The organism is Hymenobacter sp. APR13, from assembly GCF_000737515.1.
GTDB lineage: Bacteria > Bacteroidota > Bacteroidia > Cytophagales > Hymenobacteraceae > Hymenobacter.
Map to the genome: position 1 here is coordinate 208,813 of NZ_CP006587.1, position 17,203 is coordinate 226,015.

The 17,203-nt window shown below is 61.2% G+C and carries 16 protein-coding genes and 1 other RNA gene; 13 read left to right on the top strand and 4 right to left on the bottom strand.

Translation table 11 applies throughout. The annotated features are described in order from the left end of the window. Nucleotides 1-99 precede the first annotated feature (99 nt). Complete coding sequence (locus N008_RS00805; RefSeq protein WP_044013024.1) at nucleotides 100-519, top strand: hypothetical protein; 420 nt, start codon at nucleotides 100-102, stop codon at nucleotides 517-519. A 24-nt stretch (nucleotides 520-543) separates the two neighbouring features. Here the strand turns inward: N008_RS00805 and N008_RS00810 are convergent, their stop codons facing one another. Both N008_RS00810 and xerD read right to left on the bottom strand, forming a co-directional pair. After that, nucleotides 544-1,728, bottom strand: a complete 1,185-nt coding sequence (locus N008_RS00810) for a cytochrome-c peroxidase (protein ID WP_044013027.1) — start codon at nucleotides 1,726-1,728, stop codon at nucleotides 544-546. A 180-nt stretch (nucleotides 1,729-1,908) separates the two neighbouring features. Continuing rightward, nucleotides 1,909-2,811: a site-specific tyrosine recombinase XerD gene (gene xerD / locus N008_RS00815; protein WP_044013029.1), complete on the bottom strand. Its 903-nt coding sequence runs from the start codon at nucleotides 2,809-2,811 to the stop codon at nucleotides 1,909-1,911. Nucleotides 2,812-2,994: 183 nt separating this feature from the next. Here xerD and aroQ point away from each other — a divergent pair, with 183 nt between their 5' ends. The 8 genes from aroQ (at nucleotide 2,995) to N008_RS00850 (ending at nucleotide 9,505) form a co-directional block, all read left to right on the top strand. Further along, nucleotides 2,995-3,441, top strand: coding sequence for a type II 3-dehydroquinate dehydratase (gene aroQ, locus N008_RS00820; protein ID WP_044013031.1), 447 nt, complete (start codon nucleotides 2,995-2,997; stop codon nucleotides 3,439-3,441). 260 nt (nucleotides 3,442-3,701) lie between these two features. Beyond that, nucleotides 3,702-4,766: an aminotransferase class V-fold PLP-dependent enzyme gene (locus N008_RS00825; RefSeq protein WP_044013035.1), complete on the top strand. Its 1,065-nt coding sequence runs from the start codon at nucleotides 3,702-3,704 to the stop codon at nucleotides 4,764-4,766. Between the two features lie 242 nt (nucleotides 4,767-5,008). Continuing rightward, the gene (locus N008_RS00830) at nucleotides 5,009-5,569 is read left to right on the top strand and encodes a MarC family protein (protein WP_044013037.1); all 561 of its coding nucleotides are present in this window, start codon (nucleotides 5,009-5,011) and stop codon (nucleotides 5,567-5,569) included. Between the two features lie 126 nt (nucleotides 5,570-5,695). Continuing rightward, on the top strand, nucleotides 5,696-6,166 hold the full coding sequence (rnhA, locus tag N008_RS00835; RefSeq protein ID WP_044013038.1) for a ribonuclease HI: 471 nt from the start codon (nucleotides 5,696-5,698) through the stop codon (nucleotides 6,164-6,166). 178 nt (nucleotides 6,167-6,344) lie between these two features. Beyond that, entirely contained in the window at nucleotides 6,345-6,836 is a 492-nt protein-coding gene (tnpA, locus tag N008_RS00840; protein ID WP_044013040.1) for an IS200/IS605 family transposase, read from the top strand. Nucleotides 6,837-7,044: 208 nt separating this feature from the next. Then, nucleotides 7,045-7,498, top strand: an RNA gene (gene rnpB, locus N008_RS22155) — RNase P RNA component class A. 216 nt (nucleotides 7,499-7,714) lie between these two features. After that, nucleotides 7,715-8,872, top strand: a complete 1,158-nt coding sequence (locus tag N008_RS00845; RefSeq protein ID WP_044013043.1) for a sigma-54-dependent transcriptional regulator — start codon at nucleotides 7,715-7,717, stop codon at nucleotides 8,870-8,872. 135 nt (nucleotides 8,873-9,007) lie between these two features. Further along, on the top strand, nucleotides 9,008-9,505 hold the full coding sequence (locus N008_RS00850) for a hypothetical protein (protein WP_052381043.1): 498 nt from the start codon (nucleotides 9,008-9,010) through the stop codon (nucleotides 9,503-9,505). A gap of 193 nt (nucleotides 9,506-9,698) precedes the next feature. Here the strand turns inward: N008_RS00850 and N008_RS00855 are convergent, their stop codons facing one another. Beyond that, nucleotides 9,699-10,703: an acyltransferase gene (locus N008_RS00855; RefSeq protein ID WP_044013045.1), complete on the bottom strand. Its 1,005-nt coding sequence runs from the start codon at nucleotides 10,701-10,703 to the stop codon at nucleotides 9,699-9,701. Between the two features lie 117 nt (nucleotides 10,704-10,820). Here N008_RS00855 and N008_RS00860 point away from each other — a divergent pair, with 117 nt between their 5' ends. Beyond that, a complete protein-coding gene (locus N008_RS00860; protein WP_156108946.1) occupies nucleotides 10,821-11,396 on the top strand; it encodes a hypothetical protein in 576 nt (191 codons plus the stop codon). Between the two features lie 186 nt (nucleotides 11,397-11,582). On the opposite strand, the gene N008_RS00865 is transcribed toward N008_RS00860, so the two are convergent. Further along, nucleotides 11,583-14,003 (bottom strand): thiamine pyrophosphate-dependent enzyme, encoded by a 2,421-nt coding sequence (locus N008_RS00865; protein WP_052381044.1) that lies wholly within the window; start codon nucleotides 14,001-14,003, stop codon nucleotides 11,583-11,585. 249 nt (nucleotides 14,004-14,252) lie between these two features. On the opposite strand from N008_RS00865, the gene N008_RS00870 reads away from it, so the two are divergent. The 3 genes from N008_RS00870 to N008_RS00880 all read left to right on the top strand — a co-directional run bounded on the left by N008_RS00870 (nucleotide 14,253) and on the right by N008_RS00880 (nucleotide 17,151). Next, complete coding sequence (locus tag N008_RS00870; protein WP_052381045.1) at nucleotides 14,253-15,026, top strand: DUF1573 domain-containing protein; 774 nt, start codon at nucleotides 14,253-14,255, stop codon at nucleotides 15,024-15,026. Nucleotides 15,027-15,164: 138 nt separating this feature from the next. Then, entirely contained in the window at nucleotides 15,165-16,292 is a 1,128-nt protein-coding gene (gene ald / locus N008_RS00875; RefSeq protein ID WP_044013048.1) for an alanine dehydrogenase, read from the top strand. 262 nt (nucleotides 16,293-16,554) lie between these two features. After that, complete coding sequence (locus tag N008_RS00880) at nucleotides 16,555-17,151, top strand: SMI1/KNR4 family protein (protein ID WP_044013050.1); 597 nt, start codon at nucleotides 16,555-16,557, stop codon at nucleotides 17,149-17,151. Nucleotides 17,152-17,203 lie beyond the last annotated feature (52 nt).

A 17,203-nucleotide genomic window follows, 5' to 3' on the forward strand; every position in this document is an offset into this window, starting at 1 on the left:
GTTTGCTGCAAAAGTACCCCGCCGCCCCCGAATCCTTCCGACCACACCAATTGCAATGCTCAGTTAGGACTGTATCCACTCCTGCCCCCGCATTGTCCCATGACTATCATCTCGCCATCTGCCTCCGAAAAGCATGCCTTCTGCCAAGTCGAATACGATGCCCGCAACCACTGGCTGCGCGCTACTTGGCAGGGATTCGTGAATCCGCAGCAAGCTCTTCAGAGCATTGTTTCGCACCTCGACCTGCTCAGTAGCCCCATTGCGCCCCTCTTTCTAAACGACAACAGCCGGGTGCTCAACCCCTGGTTCGACTCCCTGACGTGGCTACGCTACGTGTGGGAAAGCACCAACACGCCTCCACCGCCCTGCGTGGCCCACGTCATGCAGCCCGGTGCCAGCGCCAACGTCGGCGACTTGGACACGGGCTGGACCAGCAATGCCGGCACCGACCTGCAGCTGTTTGAGTCAGTATGCGAGGCCGAAGAGTGGCTGCACACCTGCCAACACGGTCTGCGCTAACGCCTGTTTCTGAGAACTGACTGCCTAGAAAGGCGTGCTCCACTTGGGGTCAGTGTATACGTTGATGCCCGTCAGCGTCTTCAAAAAGGCCGACAGCGAATTCACCTCGGCGGCCGTCAGGTTCAGCTTCTGGCCGAATCCGTTGGGGCGCAGACGCGGGTCGAGGCGGCTGTTGCCGGGCGCTAGGTTGATGGTGCCATAGTGGCCGATGGCCGCCTGCAGCGTGGTGATGCTCCCGGTGTGCATGAGCTGGGTATGCAGGTTGCCGCTGCTATTGAGCATGTCGCGCAGCGTGGGCACGCGGGTATTATTTACGTCGATACCAGTGCCGTTCAGCACCCCGATGATGCCGTTGTTGCCGGTGTTGGGGTCGATGTCGAATTCGGGAGCGTTGTGGCAGCCGTTGCAGCCCAAGCCGCCCGCTATTCGGTTGCCGGTGGCGTCGAAGACGGGCGGCGCCAGAAACAGGTTCTTGCCCGCGTTTTCCTGGGCCGTGAAGTTGACGAAGTTCTGCTGGTCGTTGGCGGCCAGCGCCCGGCCCGCATCGTAGCGAGAATCAAATGACTGGATGCTGCGGATAAACTGCGCCAGGCACTCCTGCAGCTTCGGCTCGGTGATAGTGGGGCTGCCGTAGGCAAACTGAAACAGCTCCTGGTAGTAGCCTATGCCTTGCAGCTTGCTCAGCAGCGTCGCCATGTTGGGCCGGCCGTTCTGGCCGCTGAAGCCCATTTCGGCGTGGTCTTTAATGGGCTGCGTGGCCTGCTCTTCCAGCGAGCTGGCCCGCTCGTCCCAGAAAAACTTCGTTTCCCGGCCGAAACGGGCATTTACCAAGCGCATGGCATGCCGGCCGGTGAGGCCACCACTCACGCCCTTGCTGGCCTGCTCGGCATCGCCAAAGGCCAGTTCCTGCCGGTGGCAGCTCCCGCACGATACCGTATTGTCGATGCTCAGGCTCTTGTCGTAGAACAGCACCCGGCCCACCGTGGCCTTCTCGTTGCTGATGCGGTTGCTGCCCGTGTTGTCCTTGGTGATGTAGGCCGGCCGGGGCTGGTTGGCGTAGTCAGCCAACTGGTTGAGGTCGAGCTTGCTGCCGAAAGCGGCCTTCACGGCTTCGTAAGTGGGCTGCGCGGTTTCGCCGGAATCTTTGGCGCACTGCTGGAAAAGTACCACCATTAGAAACAGGGCGGCGGACGTTCGTAAAGCTTTCATGGAGGGATGAAAATGGAGGCAGACAGTTGCCGGGCCGGGTTGCTTCGACAAGGTGCCAGTAACCCGGTTTAATCCCTATATATTGTATTTATCATTTAATAACTAATCGGCGCCAAAAAGCCGCCAGAAAGCAGACCGAATATGGGGTTGCTTTCCGGCGGTTTTTTGGCTTGAGGCCACTCAGCTGCGCGGATGAAAGGCCGTAATCACCTGTCGCAAGTAGTCGCGGTCGAGGTGGGTGTAGATTTCGGTGGTCGTGATGCTTTCGTGGCCCAGCATTTCCTGCACGGCCCGCAGGTCGGCGCCGCCTTCTATGAGGTGCGTGGCGAAGGAATGGCGGAACGTGTGCGGGCTGATGCTCTTGCGCACCCCGGCCTTGTCGGCAGCGGCCTTGATGACCGTGAACACCGTGACGCGCGACAAGCTGCTGCCGCGCTTGTTGAGAAACACGAAGTCCTCGTGGCCCGGCTTGATGTCGAGGTGGCAGCGGATGCCTTGCAGGTAGAGCCCCAGGTGCTTCAGCGCATCGCGCCCGATGGGCACCAGCCGCTCCTTATTGCCCTTGCCGGTCACGCGCACGAAGCCCTGGTCGGCGTAGACGTTGGACAGGCGCAAACCTGTCAGCTCGCTCACGCGCAGGCCCGAGGAGTACAGCACTTCCAGCATGGCCCGGTTGCGGGTGCCTTCGGGCGTACTCAGGTCGATGCCGTCCAGCAGCTGCACGATTTCGTCGTAGCTGAGCGTGTCGGGCAGCTTGCGGCCGGTTTTGGGCGCTTCCAGCGTGTCGGTGGGGTCGTGCGTGAGCAGGTCTTCCATGATCATGAAGCTGAAAAAGGCCTTGATGCCGGACAGGATGCGCGCCTGCGAGGTGGCGCTCAGCTCCAGCTCGCCGAGGTAGGCCAGAAATTCGCGCAGCAGCTCGGCCGTCACTTCCTTGGGCGAGTTGGGCAGGTGCCGGATCTGCAGGAAGTGGTGCAGCTTATTCACGTCGCGCACGTAGGCTTCCACCGAATTGCCCGACAACGACTTCTCCAGTTGCAGGTAGCCTTCAAACTGCCGAATAGTAATGGACCAGGTGGACATCTATGTAAGGCTTAGGGAATAGGGCCTGGAGCTCAGGCCACGTGCATAGCCGGGCAGTATTGCCGCGAATATTGTTTTGTGGTCACAAGTTTAACGAAGCGTAATTTGCCGTCGCCAATTAATCAGTCAGTGCCCCCGCCTCACTGAGCCTAAGCCCCAGGCCCCATTCCCTAAGCCCCACACATGCAGCTTCTCATTCTCAACGGCCCCAACCTCAACCTGCTCGGCCGCCGCGAGCCGGGCATCTACGGCACCCGCTCCTTCGACGACTATCTGCCCGAACTGCGCGCCGCCTTCCCGGAGGTGCAGCTGGAGTATTTCCAGAGCAACCACGAGGGCGAACTGCTCGACAAGCTGCACGAAGTGGGCTACACCTACCACGGCATCGTGCTCAATGCCGGCGGCTACACCCACACCAGCGTGGCCCTCGCCGACGCCGTGGCCGCCATCAACACGCCCGTGGTGGAAGTGCACCTGAGCAACCTGCACGCCCGCGAGGAATTCCGGCAGCGCAGTCTGCTGGGCAAGCACTGCATCGGTAGCATCAGCGGCTTCAAGCTGGAAAGCTACCGCATGGCCGTGCAGTACTTCGAAAGCCAGCGCCCCAAGCGTATGGGGTTTAAGGTGTGATTTTTGGGTGATGAAGTGAAGAAGTAATGAAGGAATGAGGTGAACGGTGACAGGTTAGAACGTCATTCTGAGCAGCGCGAGGAATCTCGTGTGCTGATGTCTGAGCGACACTGCACCGTCAGCACGCGAGATGCTTCGGCTGCGCCTCTGCATGACGTTCTAACCTGTTACCTCATCGCCTCATCACCATTCACTTCTTCACCTCATCACCCCATCCCCTCATTACTACCTTTGCACTTCCTCTTAGCCTCACTACACCTATGTATACATTCAATCCCGGCCCTGCGCAGGTGTACCCGCAGGTGCGCCAGTATCTGCAGGACGCTTTCGACGAGGGCTGGCTCTCGGCCCCGCACCGCGGCGAGCGGTTCACGGGCCTCATGCGCCAGACCGTGCAGGAGCTGAAAAACAAGCTCAACGTGCCGCAGGACTACACCGTGTTCTTCATGGGCTCAGCCACGGAGTGCTGGGAAGTGCTGACGCAGAGCCTCACGCCACGCAAAAGCTTCCACCTCTACAGCGGGGCCTTCGGCGAGAAATGGTACGAGTACGCCAAGGCTTTGCGCCCGGCCTGCGTCGGCTACCCGTTTGGTATTGACGAGGTGCCCGACGTGGCCGCCCTGCCCCTGCCCGACTCCGAAACCGACCTGGTCTGCATCACCCAGAACGAAACCAGCAACGCCACCCAGCTGCGCGACGGCTTCATCCTGAACCTCTACAACCGCCTCGGGCAGGCGCTGCTGGCCGTCGATGCCACGTCGTCGATGGCGGGCGTGCAGCTCAAGTTCATCAAGGCCGATATCTGGTTTGCCTCGGTGCAGAAGTGCTTCGGGCTGCCGGCAGGCTTGTCGGTGATGATTCTGTCGCCGCGGGCCGTGGCGCGGCTGCGCGACCAGAACGAGCGGGCTCACTACAACTCGCTGGTGAGCCAGTACGAGAAGATGCTGAACTGGCAGACCACCTACACGCCCAACGTGCTGGGCATCTACCTGCTCAGCCGCGTCCTGCACGACCGGCCGGCGCTGAAAGCCGTGCACCAGCACCTGCAGGAGCGCGCCACCAAGCTCTACGACTACTTCGAGCAGGCCACCCAGCTCACGCCCCTGGTCACGAACCCCGAAACCCGCTCCACCACCGTCATCGGCCTGCAGGGCCCGCCCGCCCTCATCGACGAGGTGAAGCGCCGCGCCCTCACCCAGGGCCTGCAGCTCGGCAACGGCTACGGCACCTGGAAAAGCAACAGCCTGCGCATCGCCAACTTCCCGGCCATCCCCGACGCTGCCTTCGAGCAGCTGGTGCAGTTCTTCGCCCGCGAGTTCGCCTGATCACAAATGGTGCAGACCAAGCCGCCGATACCGCAGATTCGTTCTGGCAGCTGCGCCGGCCCTCATTTGCCGGACGAGGCAGCTTGCCGAACAGGTGAGCGGTAACAGCCATTCCACCGCCCGTCCTCAAGCCTACCCTGCCAGAAAAACTCAGAACGAATCTGCGGCCCACCACTCGCTACACCTGCCCTGCCAGAACGAATCTGCGGCATCAGCGGCATCATCTGCACCATCTGCGATTTATGTTCAGTCTCAAAGAAATCTTCTCCGTCACGCTCACGCTGTTTGCCGTGATTGATATTCTGGGCTCCATCCCGATTATCATCCAGATCCGGCAGCGCGAAGGCCAGATTCACTCCGAAAAAGCCACGCTGGTGGCCGGCGTGCTGATGGTGGTGTTCCTGTTTCTAGGGCAGAGCATCCTGAGTTTGTTCGGGGTTGATTTCCAGAGTTTTGCATTGGCAGGCGCCATCATCATCTTCCTTATCGGCATGGAGATGATTCTGGGCATCGAGCTGTTCCGGCACAATCCGCTGGCGGCGTCGGGCTCCATCGTGCCGCTGGCGTTTCCGCTCATCGTGGGGGCCGGCACCATGACCACGCTGCTCTCGCTGCGGGCCGCCTACCAGCTGCCCAACGTGCTGGCCGGCATCTTGCTGAACCTGGTGTTTGTGTACGGCGTGCTCAAAAGCTCCGCCTGGATTGAGCGCAAGCTCGGCAAAGCCGGCGAAGACATCCTGCGCCGCGTGTTCGGCGTGATTCTGCTGGCCATTGCCATCAAGCTGTTTAAATCGAATTTTTGACCCCGAAACGTCATGCAGAGGCGCAGCCGAAGCATCTCGCGTGCTGACGCTGGAGTAGTAACCGTGCATCAGCACGCGAGATGCTTCGGCTGCGCCTCTGCATGACGTTCTTTTCAATTTTCTCCATTGATTTACCTGTTCACCGACGGCTCCTCGCGCGGCAACCCGGGGCCGGGCGGCTACGGCGCCATTCTGCGCTTCGGCCAGCACGAGAAAGAGTTGACCCAGGGCTTCCGCCTCACCACCAACAACCGCATGGAGCTGCTGGCCATCATCGTGGGCCTGGAGGCCATCAACCGCCCCGAGCTGCCCATTACCGTCGTGACGGACTCCAAGTACGTGGTGGATTCGGTGGAAAAGAAGTGGGTGTTCGGCTGGCTCAACAAGCCGGATTTCGGCAAAAAAGCCAATGAAGACCTCTGGCGGCGCTTCGTGAAGGTGTACCGCCAGCGCACCGTGCACTTCAAATGGGTGCGCGGCCACAACGGCCACCCCGAAAACGAGCGGTGCGACCAGCTCGCCGTGCGCAGCGCCACCGGCGGCGGCCTGCTCATTGACGACGGCTACGAGCTGATTGAGGCGCGGCGTGCGGGATAGCCAGAGGCTTGCCACTGCCCTGCCCGTAAGCCTGATCTGCCCGCACGGATCCTGCACCCGAAATCGACTGTGCGCAGGGCTGCTCTGCCCGCAAGCCCCGTAGGGGCGGCATATTGGTAGAAATAGTACGTAATTCCGCTGCTTAAGCCCCGGAGGGGCGACACCTTTCCCGCGCCTCATGGCCAATACCTACACGCAGATTCACCTTCACCTTGTGTTTGCCGTGCGGGGCCGGGCCTGCCTGATACCTGCAGACCGGGCTGAAACGCTTTACCGCTATATCACCGGCATCGTAACGAATCAGGGCCAGAAGCTACTCGCCATCAATGGTATGCCCGACCACCTGCACTTGTTGATTGGGTTACGGCCGGAAAAGGCACTTTCGGATCTGGTTCGTGATATGAAAGCCAACTCCGCCAAGTTCATTAATGAGCAACGCTGGCTGAAAACGAAATTTGCGTGGCAGGAAGGTTTTGGTGCGTTTTCCTACAGCGCCTCTCAACTACCAGATGTAATCCGGTACATTCAGCGTCAGCAGGAACACCATGCAAAACGCACATTCGCTGAAGAATACCAGTTGTTGCTCGAACGATTTGGCGTGGAGTACAACGCGAACTATGTATTTGAGTCTGTAATGCCAGACGAGCCGCAAGGGCCTAGTGCCTCCTGAAGATTTCGAAGCTTTCAACCCCGAAGGGGCGGTATGTAGGTAGCCAATAGACCATTCCATAACGCCAGAACCCCAGCGGGGCGGCACAGATAAGGTGCCGCCCCGCTGGGGCTTTGGGATTATCAGCGAACCTGTTTTCTACCAATATGCCGCCCCTCCGGGGCTAGGTAATGCTTACTGCATGATATCTGTGCTACCTTTGCCCTCAGTGATGAGTCGCTCCACCGCGGCGCCGCAAGGCGACGAGGAAAGTCCGGGCAACACAGAGCACCCTGCTTCCTAACGGGAAGGACCGGGAAGTGTAACGCAACCCGGGACAGCCAGTGCCACAGAAAATAACCGCCCGATGGCGGATGAGCGGAATGGCGGATTGGTGGAGTAAAATCCATCACGCCACCAACCCACTACTCCACCATCGGGTAAGGGTGAAAAGGTGCGGTAAGAGCGCACCAGCGGCTGGGTGACCAGTCCGGCTGGGTAAACCTCAGGGGTTGAAAGACCAAATAAGCTGGCACGCGTCCTGCGCGGACGTACCGGGCGGCTCGTCCGGGGCCAGCGGGTAGGTTGATGGAGCCTTTCCGCGAGGACTGGCCTAGATAAATGGTGGAGGCGCGGCCTTTCGGGGCAGCGTACAAAACCCGGCTTACAGACTCATCACCACGGCTTTCGGCCGCCGCAGCTTCGGGTGCGGCGGCCGTTTTGGCGTTTTGTCATCCTGCGCCATCTGTCATCCTGAGCTTGCGAAGGACCTTGTCACGTCTTAACACCATCGTTCGGTGGTGACCCAAACGTGATAAGCTCCTTCGCAAGCTCAGGATGACAAAGGCATCGTTTGCGCCCTTGTTTTCGTTACTTTCGCTGCCCAACTTCCTTTGCTTATGCCCCGCATTCTTATAATCGACGACGAAAAGGCCATCCGCCACACGCTCAAGGAAATTCTGGAGTACGAAAGCTACCAGGTCGACCAGGCCGAGGACGGCCCCACCGGCCTCGACATGCTCATCCGCGACAAGTATGACGTGGTGCTCTGCGACATCAAAATGCCCAAAATGGACGGCATCGAGGTGCTGGAGCGCGCCCGCATTGTGGCGCCCGATGCTGCCTTCATCATGGTATCGGCCCACGGCAACGTGGAAATGGCCGTGGATGCCACCAAGAAAGGCGCCTACGACTTCCTGCAGAAGCCACCAGACCTCAACCGCCTGCTCGTGACGGTGCGCAACGCTCTGGACCGCACCAAGCTGGTGGCCGAAACCAAGACGCTCAAAAAGAAAGTCGCCAAAAGCTCGGAGATGATTGGCTCTTCGGCAGAGCTGGGGGCTGTGCGCAAGGCCATCGAGAAGGTGGCCCCAACCGACGCCCGGGTGCTAATTACGGGTCCCAACGGCGCTGGCAAGGAGATGGTAGCGCGCCAGCTGCACGAGCTCAGCAACCGCGCCGGCGGCCCGCTGATTGAGGTGAACTGCGCCGCCATTCCGTCGGAACTGATTGAGTCGGAGCTGTTCGGGCACGAGAAAGGCTCGTTCACGTCGGCCGTGAAGCAGCGCATCGGCAAGTTCGAGCAGGCCGACGGCGGCACGCTGTTTCTGGACGAAATCGGCGACATGAGCATTTCGGCCCAGGCCAAGGTGCTGCGGGCACTGCAGGAAAACAAGATTACGCGGGTGGGTGGCGAAAAGGAAATCAGCGTGAATGTGCGCGTGCTGGCCGCCACCAACAAAAACCTGCTGCAGGAAATTGCCGACCGCAACTTCCGCGAAGACCTCTACCACCGCCTCTCCGTCATCCTGATTCAGGTGCCGGCCCTCAACGACCGCCGCGACGACATTCCGGAGCTGATTGGCAAGTTCCTCAAAGACATTGCCGCCGACTACGGCAACAAGCCCAAGAAAATCGACGCCGCCGCCCTCGACTACCTCAAGGGCCTCGACTGGCGCGGCAACATCCGGGAGCTGCGCAACGTGGTGGAGCGCCTCGTGATTATGAGCGACGACACCATCTCGGCCGCCGACGCCAAGGCGTTTGCGGGGAAATAACCTCCGGCCGGCAGCAACCATCGACTGGCGGCAGCAGTTCTAGCATTACCACAAACAGCGCGGGTTAGCCGCCGGGTACGTATCCGGTGGCCGGCCCGCGCTGTTGTTGGTTTACCTTTTTGCCCGATTCAGCTGATGCAGGAGTTTTTCAATAACCTACTGGGTATGCAGGCCACGGCCGATACCATCACCGTGGGGCAGACCTGCGCGCGGGCCGTGCTGGTGTTTCTGGTGGCCTTGGTGCTGCTGCGGCTGTCGGGGCGGCGCACCTTCGGCGGCAACAGCGCCCTCGACATGGTGGTGAAATTCATGTTTGGCGCTTTGCTCAGCCGCGTCATCATTGCCGATGCGCCGATGGGCATTACGTTCACGGCGGCGGCGGCGCTGGTGGCAGTTCACCGGGCCCTGGCGTATGCGGTGTATTTTTCGCCGCTGCTGCGCAAGCTGGTAAAGGGCTCCGACTCCATCCTGGCGGAAGGCGCCACCATTCACCAGCAGGAGCTGGCCCGGGCAAGCGTGAGCGAGCAGGAGCTGCGGGCCGGCGTGCGCGCCACCGCCAACACCGACGACCTGTCCACCACCAAAGTGGTCCGCCTGGAGCACGACGGCACGATTACCGCAGTGAAGAAGTAACCAGTCATCCCGAATGCAGTGAGGAATCTGGGTAGAGACGCAATATTTTGCGTCTCGCCGTTGCTGATGTTGTTCAACCGGCACAGTTCCAGTCGTTCAACGACGAGACTCCAACTATTGCGTCTCTACATCGGGCTGCCGGCCAAAAACTAACTTACTCAGATTCCTCACTGCGTTCGGAATGACAGCCTGGCTAGCTGCCGGCCATCTGGTTGCAGCCTCTGATATCCGAGTTGTCCATCCGGCCCAGCACTTCAAACGAGCCGTCGGGGTGCATGCGGGCCAGGTCCTTGGTTTCGATGAAGGCGCAGCTGTCGATGTTGGCTAGGTCGATGACGTTGAGGGCGCCGTCGGGGCGGGTTGCGCTGACGGAGAACGGGTCGGCGGGGTCGCGGAGCAGGAGGCGCAGCTGGGGCGGGGCGTGGAAACGGCCGTCGCCGAAGCTGTAGGCCTGGCTCAGCATTTCCGTCATACCGTACTCGGAGTGGATGCCGGCCGGACCGAACGCCTGCTGCAGCTCGGCGTGCAGCTCCTCCCGAATCATCTCGCGGCGGCGGCCCTTCATGCCGCCGGTTTCCAGCACCGTAATGTGCTGCAGCTCCGGCGCGGCCCCGTACTCAGCCGCCAGGTCCAGTAGCGCGTAGCTCACCCCAAACAGCAGAACCCGGCGGCCGGCAGCTTTAGCCTCGGCCAGAGCCTGTAGCAGCGCGGCGTGGTTGTGCAGGAAAAACGCGTCCTGCCCCTGCTCCGACTCCCGGGCAAAATACTCCACCATGGCCACCAGCGACGAGTGGCCCTGCTCCAGGTACGAGGGCAGCAAAGCCAGAAACGTCCACTCCGTGAGCGGGCCGTAAAACTGCCGGAAGATGTGCGCGGCGTTGTGGCGGTAGAGCTGCGGGTCGCGGAGGAGGTGGCGGCTGCGCTGCTGCAGGGTGGTGCCGCTGCTCAGAAATGTTTCCTGCGGCGCCCACCCGGCCGGCTCGGTGCGGACTTCCTGGGTTTTGAAGAACTCGATGGGCAAAAACGGAATGTCCTCGAGCCGCGCCACCTGCCGCAGGTCGCGGCCGAGGGCGGAGAGGTAGGCGGCGTAGGGCGGGCAGTGCTCGGCCTGGTGCCGGAACAGGCGCAGGGCGGCGGCTGGCGCGGTTTCGGGCGTCAGGTGGGGCAGCTCAGCCAGGTAGTCGGTGCGGAAACTCATTGGGGCTCGGCGGGGTTAGCAGAGAGAATAACAATTGCCGGGCGGCTTCGTTGAGAAATCGTACCTTTTGCCTTCCACAAGGCTATTTTCGTCTCACAACAGCTAGTTATTATGACCATGTTTCGTACGCTTCGTCTGAGTTTGGGGCTGGCAGCAGCCAGCGTAGCCGTCGGTTCATGCATCAGCCCGCCGGAATTTCCGGAAACGCCCAGTATCGAGTTCAAGTCGCTGACCGTGGCGCGCCAGCCCACCCTACCCGGCGACATTCCGGCCGACAGCGTAATTATTACGCTGGGCTTTAAGGACGGTGACGGCGACTTGGGCCTCAATCAGGACGAATATACCAACCCGCCCTACCAGCGCCTCAACGCCGACGGCACGCTGAATCCCAATCATTGGAACTACATTATCAAGCTGTTTGTGAAGAACAGCACGGGCCAGTTTGAGCCCTATACCCGTACGCCCGATGGCTTAGAAATCCGGCCCGAGGCCTATTATGGTCAGTTTCCTCACTTGGAGCCCAACGCCGAGAAAAAAGCGCCCTTGGAAGGCGACCTGCGCTTTGGCCAGCGCCTCTCGCTGGGCTCCCCATTCTTCCCCGGCCAGGAAGTGCGCTACGAAATCACCATCAAGGACCGCGCCCTCAACACCAGCAACACCGTCACGACCAGCAGCTTTGTAGTAGTAAGGTAGATTTTGGCGATGAGGTGACAAGTAAAAAAGTAACAGGTGAGGAAGAGGCTGAATTTCGGCTACTTCCTCACCTGTTACTTTTTTGTGGGTTTTGGGACGATGAGATGGTGAGGTAACAGATGGGAGAACCTGAATCGTGGCTACCTCCTAACCTGTCACCCCATCACCCTTCACTTCATCACTCACCTAATAAATAGCCGGAAACTGCTTGGGAGCGGCTTCCTGGAGCAGCTCGTAGACGGCGTCGAACACGTCTTCGGCGTTGGGCTTGCTGAAGTAGTCGCCGTCGGAGCCGTAGGGCGGGCGGTGGGGCTGGGCCGCGAGGCAGCGCGGGGCCGCGTCGAGGTGGCGGTAGGCGTCCTGGCCGTCGAGCACCTGCTGGAGCATGTAAGCCGAGGCGCCGCCGGGCACGTCCTCGTCGGCGAAGAGCACGCGGTTGGTTTTGCGGATGCTGTCGGTGATGACGTGCTCCAAATCGAAGGGCAGCAGCGTCTGCACGTCCAGCACTTCCACCGAAATACCCACTTCAGCCAGCTGCTTGGCGGCGTCCAGCACAATGCGGCACATCGAGCCGTAGGTAACCACAGTAATGTCGGTGCCTTCGCGCAGCACTTCGGGCACGCCCAGCGGCAGCGTGAACTCGCCCACGTTGCTCGGAATCCGCTCTTTTAGGCGGTAGCCGTTGAGGCACTCAATCACGATGGCCGGCTCGTCGGAGCGTAGCAGCGTGTTGTAGAAACCGGCCGCTTGGGTCATGTCGCGCGGAACGCACAGGTGCATGCCGCGGATGGCGCCCAGAATCATCTGAATCGGCGAGCCGCTGTGCCAGATACCTTCGAGGCGGTGGCCGCGGGTGCGCACGATGAGCGGGGCCTTCTGGCCGCCCTTGGTGCGGTACTGCAGGCAGGCCACGTCATCACTCAGAATCTGGATGGCGTAGAGCAGGTAGTCGAGGTACTGAATCTCGGTGATGGGGCGCAGGCCGCGCAGCGCCGCCCCGATGCCCTGGCCCACAATGGTGCACTCCCGGATGCCAGTATCAGTCACGCGCAGCTCGCCGAATTTGTCCTGCAAGCCCGCAAACGCCTGGTTCACGTCGCCGATGCGGCCCACGTCCTCACCGATGGCGAAAATGCGCGGGTCGCGCTGGAAGTTAGCATCGAAACAGGCCTGCAGCACCTCGCGACCATCTACTTGCGGGGCATCCTGGGCAAACTCCGCCTTCACTTCCTCGATGTTGCCAACAGCTTCTTCGCTCTGGCTGAATAGGTAGGAGTTGTAGCGGTCGGCGTTTTCGGCCAGGGCCTGGTCGAGCCAGCTGAGCAGGTCGCGGCGGCCGGCGCTGCGGGTGCCGCGCACCTGGCGCAGGGCCCGGCGCACGGTACGCACGAGGTCGGCGCGGATGGGCGTGGGGTTGTGCTCCAGGTGCTCAACCAGCTCGTGCAGGCCGTTTTCGGTGCCGGTGTCGGCTACCAGCTTGTTGAGCAGGGCCACCACTTCGTCGCGCTCCTGCTTGATGGGGTTGAAGAACTCGCTCCAGGCGGCCGTGCGGGCCACTTTCACGGTTTCCTTGGCGGCGGCTTCAATCTGGTTGAGCTCGTCTTCGGTGGCGTGGCCCTCGGCCAGCAACCACTCGCGCATTTTGCGCAGGCAGTCGTGCTCTTCTTCCCAGGTCAGGCGGTCCTTGCTTTTGTAGCGCTCATGCGAGCCGCTGGTGCTATGGCCCTGCGGCTGCGTCACCTCCGTGACGTGGATGAGCACTGGTACGTGCTGGGTGCGGCACACCTCGGCGGCGCGCTGGTAAGTATCCACGAGGGCGGCATAGTCCCAGCCTTTCACCACGAAAATCTCGAAGCCCTGCTCGCCTTCGCCGTCGCGCTGCAGGCCGGCCAGAATGGCGGAAATGCTTTGCTTGGTGGTCTGGTACTCGGCGGGCACCGAAATGCCATAATGGTCGTCCCAGACGCTCATCAAGAGCGGAATCTGGAGCACGCCGGCGGCATTCAGGGCCTCGAAGAACATGCCTTCGGAGGTGCTGGCGTTGCCGATGGTGCCAAACGCCACCTCGTTGCCGTTCACCGAAAACTGGTCGTACTGGTGCAGCTCGGGGTTTTGGCGGTAGAGCTTGGAGGCGTAAGCCAGCCCCACGAGGCGCGGCATCTGGCCGGCGGTGGGTGAAATATCGGCCGACGAGTTCTTGCTTTGCGCGAGGTTCTTGAAGTTGCCGTCCTCGTCGAGGATGCGGGTGGCGAAGTGGCCGTTCATGGCGCGGCCGGCGGTGGCGGGCTCGGCTTCGGCGTCGGGGTGGGCGTAGAGCTGGGCGAAGTACTGCTGCAGGGTCAGCTCGCCGGCGGCCAGCATGAAGGTCTGGTCGCGGTAGTAGCCCGAGCGCCAATCGCCGGGGCGGAAGGCGCGGGCCATGGCCAACTGCGGCAGCTCTTTGCCGTCGCCGAAGATGCCAAATTTGGCCTTGCCCATGAACACTTCTTTGCGCCCGGCCAAGGAGGCCTGCCGGCTTTCCCAGCCCAGGCGGTAGTCGTGCAGCAGGTCGTCTTTACTCAGAGTTGCGGTGGTGGCCATCAGGTCAGCAGATACATCGGTGGGCATAGGGCGGGTGGGGAAGGGTGTTGGGGCCGGGAAAATAGCGGGCGGAAAGAGTACCTGCGGCAAACAGGCACCCAAAAGTACGGATTTGGCCGGGAGCATTCACGGGGCGGGGGTGATACGCGGCCGGCACGTTTTTGTATATCTTTGAAGTGGCAGTGGTGCGCGGCGGTTGCGGCTCGCCTCAGCAGCCTTCTTTTTGACTTCATTCGTTCACTCCATACGCCAAGCCATGGCTTGGCGCTACCCTCTATGAAACACATTGCTTCCCTCCTGTTTTTCTGCCTGCTGGCGCTGGGTGTCCGGGCCCAGGGCGTCATGAAGTTTGAGAAAGACACCCACGACTTCGGCAAAGTGCCCGAAGGCACCATGGCCACCTACGAGTTCAGGTTCAAGAACACCGGCACCCAGCCCATCATCATTGCCAACGTGCAGGCCAGCTGTGGCTGCACCACCCCCGACTGGACCAAGACGCCGGTGCTGCCCGGCAAGTCGGGCATCATCAAGGCCATGTACAGCAGCGCCGGCCGCCCCGGCATCTTCAACAAAACCGTGACCGTGACCAGCAACGCCAGCACGCCCAGCGCGGTGCTCACCATCAAAGGCGACGTGGTGACCAAGTCGGAGATGAAAACGATGATGACGCCGGCCCAGCTGGCGCAGTCGCCGCGGCTGGTGCTGGACCGCAACGTGCATAATTTCGGCAAAATGGAAAGCGGCCAGCAGGCCGTGGCCAAGTTCACGGTGAAAAACCCCGGCAAGCAGCCGCTGGAGCTGGGCATGATTACGTCGCAGTGCAACTGCATCGGCTACAAGGCCGTGCCGCCTACCATTCAGCCGGGCCAGAGCGCCGTGGTGGAAATCCTGTACGCCCAGCGCCAGACCGGCCAGATGAGCGACATGGCCACCCTGACCTCCAACGACCTGAACGGCGACGTTAAAATCACGCTGAAAGCCACCGTAGTGCGCGACCTGAACGCGGGCAGCATGGTGAAGGAAAGCGGCGCCGAAGTGCCGTTTAAGTGATTTGAGTGATGAGGTGATGGGGTGAGGAAGTGAAAAAGCCGGATTACCGAAATCCTGTTTTTTTCACTTCCTCACCCCATCACTTCATCCCCTATCTTTGCAGCTTCAATTTTCACCCACCCACCTTCACGTTCTGCCATGATCATCGGCGTACCGAAAGAAATCAAGAACAACGAAAACCGCGTAGGCCTGACGCCTGCCGGTGTAGCTGAATTCCGCAAGCACGGCCACGACGTATACGTGCAGGCCACGGCCGGCAACGGCAGCGGCTTCTCCGACGCCGAATACGAGCAGGCCGGCGCTACCGTGCTGCCTACCATCGAGGACGTGTACGCCAAGGCCGAGATGATTGTGAAGGTGAAGGAGCCAATTGCCTCCGAGTATCCGCTCATCAAGGAAAACCAGCTGCTGTTCACGTACTTCCACTTTGCCTCGGGCGAGGAGCTGACCCACGCCATGATTGAGCGCAAAGCCGTGTGCCTGGCCTACGAAACTGTGGAGCTGCCCACCCGTGCCCTGCCCCTGCTCATCCCGATGAGCGAAGTGGCCGGCCGCATGGCCCCGCAGGAAGGCGCCAAGTACCTGGAGAAGCCGCTGAAAGGCCGCGGCATTCTACTGGGTGGCGTACCCGGCGTGAAGCCCGCCGAAGTGCTGGTACTAGGTGCCGGCATCGTGGGCACGCAGGCCGCCAAAATTGCCGCCGGCCTGGGCGCTAAAGTTACCGTGATGGACATCAGCCTGAACCGCTTGCGCGAGCTGGACGACTTCATGCCTAAGAATGTAGTAACGCAGTACTCCAACGAGTACAACATCCGCGAAGCCATCAAAACCGCCGACCTCATCATCGGCGCGGTGCTGATTCCGGGTGCTAAGGCCCCGCACCTCATCACCCGCGACATGCTCAAGACCATGCGCCCCGGCACCGTGCTCGTGGACGTGGCCGTGGACCAGGGTGGCTGCATCGAAACCTGCAAGCCGACCACTCACGAAAACCCAACCTTCATCATCGACGACATCGTGCACTACTGCGTGGCTAACATGCCGGGTGCCGTGCCTTACACTTCCACCCTGGCCCTGACCAACGCTACGCTGCCCTACGCTGTGAAGCTGGCCAACCTGGGCTGGCAGGAAGCCTGCCGCCGCGACGAGGCCCTGCGCCTCGGCCTGAACGTGGTGCATGGCAAAGTGGTGTACAAAGGCGTAGCTGACGCCTGGGGCCTGCCCCTGGAGTCGGTGGAGTCGGTAATGGAAGAAGCCGCTGTTTAGATAGCAGTTACGTGTTAGAAATTGAGCGTTCTGGCGGCCTTTGGACGTTGGGACGCTCAATTTTTGATTTTTGAGGCAGCCAGTTGTAACGGGAAGTTTCACTTCGCGAAGCGCACGCAATGCCAGTAGGCAGCCCAGTGGTGTAGGCCGTTCCGGCGCTGCGCGAAGTGAAACTTCGCGTTACGTATTCCTGGCCGGGCAGCGGCCTACCACGGTTTGCGCTGCAGCGGGGCCGATTTTCAATTTTCATTTTCTCATTGCCATGAAAGGCATTCTGTATACCGGCGGCGAGCTGACCGATTTAGTGAGCTTCGCCCGCCTTCCCTCCTACCTGCAGGCGTTTCTGCGCGAGCAGAACGGCGTGGTGGCCTACTTCGGTGGGCTGCACTTGCGCGGGTGCGTGGCCGAGCCCGGCTGGCACTCTCTGGCCGAGGCCTGGCAGGGCCCCGCGGCCTTCTGGCGCACTTACGCGCAGGTGCTCGAAACCGACATTCCATTCGGGCAGGACTGCGCCGGCAACCAGTTTCTGCTGCGCGGCGACGCCGTGCTGTGGCTGGACACCGAAACCGGCGAGCTGGCCGACCTGGAAGTGGATTTCAAGCACTTTCTGTTCGGGGCCGAGAAGTTTCCGCTCGATGCCTTGGGCATGGAGCCGCTGCGCGCCTTCCAGCAAAGCGGCGGCGTGCTGCGGCCGGGCCAGCTGCTGAGCATCTACCCGCCCTCCTGCATGGCCACCACCCAGCAAGCCCCCAGCCTGAAAGCCATTGGCGCGCCGGAGCGCCTGGCGTGGCTGGCCGACTTCCACCGCCAGATCAAAGACCTGCCCGACGGCCAGTCCATCAGCCTGAAGCCCTTGTAGCATAGGCTTCAGCCTGTGCCGTTTTGCGCATACACGAGGAAGTAGCACGAAG

Coding starts and splice junctions, on each gene's coding strand:
- N008_RS00805 (WP_044013024.1), top strand. CDS start 100: ATGACTATCATCTCGCCATCTGCCTCCGAAAAGCATGCCTTCTGCCAA.
- N008_RS00810 (WP_044013027.1), bottom strand. CDS start 1,728: ATGAAAGCTTTACGAACGTCCGCCGCCCTGTTTCTAATGGTGGTACTT.
- xerD (WP_044013029.1), bottom strand. CDS start 2,811: ATGTCCACCTGGTCCATTACTATTCGGCAGTTTGAAGGCTACCTGCAA.
- aroQ (WP_044013031.1), top strand. CDS start 2,995: ATGCAGCTTCTCATTCTCAACGGCCCCAACCTCAACCTGCTCGGCCGC.
- N008_RS00825 (WP_044013035.1), top strand. CDS start 3,702: ATGTATACATTCAATCCCGGCCCTGCGCAGGTGTACCCGCAGGTGCGC.
- N008_RS00830 (WP_044013037.1), top strand. CDS start 5,009: ATGTTCAGTCTCAAAGAAATCTTCTCCGTCACGCTCACGCTGTTTGCC.
- tnpA (WP_044013040.1), top strand. CDS start 6,345: ATGGCCAATACCTACACGCAGATTCACCTTCACCTTGTGTTTGCCGTG.
- N008_RS00845 (WP_044013043.1), top strand. CDS start 7,715: ATGCCCCGCATTCTTATAATCGACGACGAAAAGGCCATCCGCCACACG.
- N008_RS00850 (WP_052381043.1), top strand. CDS start 9,008: ATGCAGGAGTTTTTCAATAACCTACTGGGTATGCAGGCCACGGCCGAT.
- N008_RS00855 (WP_044013045.1), bottom strand. CDS start 10,703: ATGAGTTTCCGCACCGACTACCTGGCTGAGCTGCCCCACCTGACGCCC.
- N008_RS00860 (WP_156108946.1), top strand. CDS start 10,821: ATGTTTCGTACGCTTCGTCTGAGTTTGGGGCTGGCAGCAGCCAGCGTA.
- N008_RS00865 (WP_052381044.1), bottom strand. CDS start 14,003: ATGCCCACCGATGTATCTGCTGACCTGATGGCCACCACCGCAACTCTG.
- N008_RS00870 (WP_052381045.1), top strand. CDS start 14,253: ATGAAACACATTGCTTCCCTCCTGTTTTTCTGCCTGCTGGCGCTGGGT.
- ald (WP_044013048.1), top strand. CDS start 15,165: ATGATCATCGGCGTACCGAAAGAAATCAAGAACAACGAAAACCGCGTA.
- N008_RS00880 (WP_044013050.1), top strand. CDS start 16,555: ATGAAAGGCATTCTGTATACCGGCGGCGAGCTGACCGATTTAGTGAGC.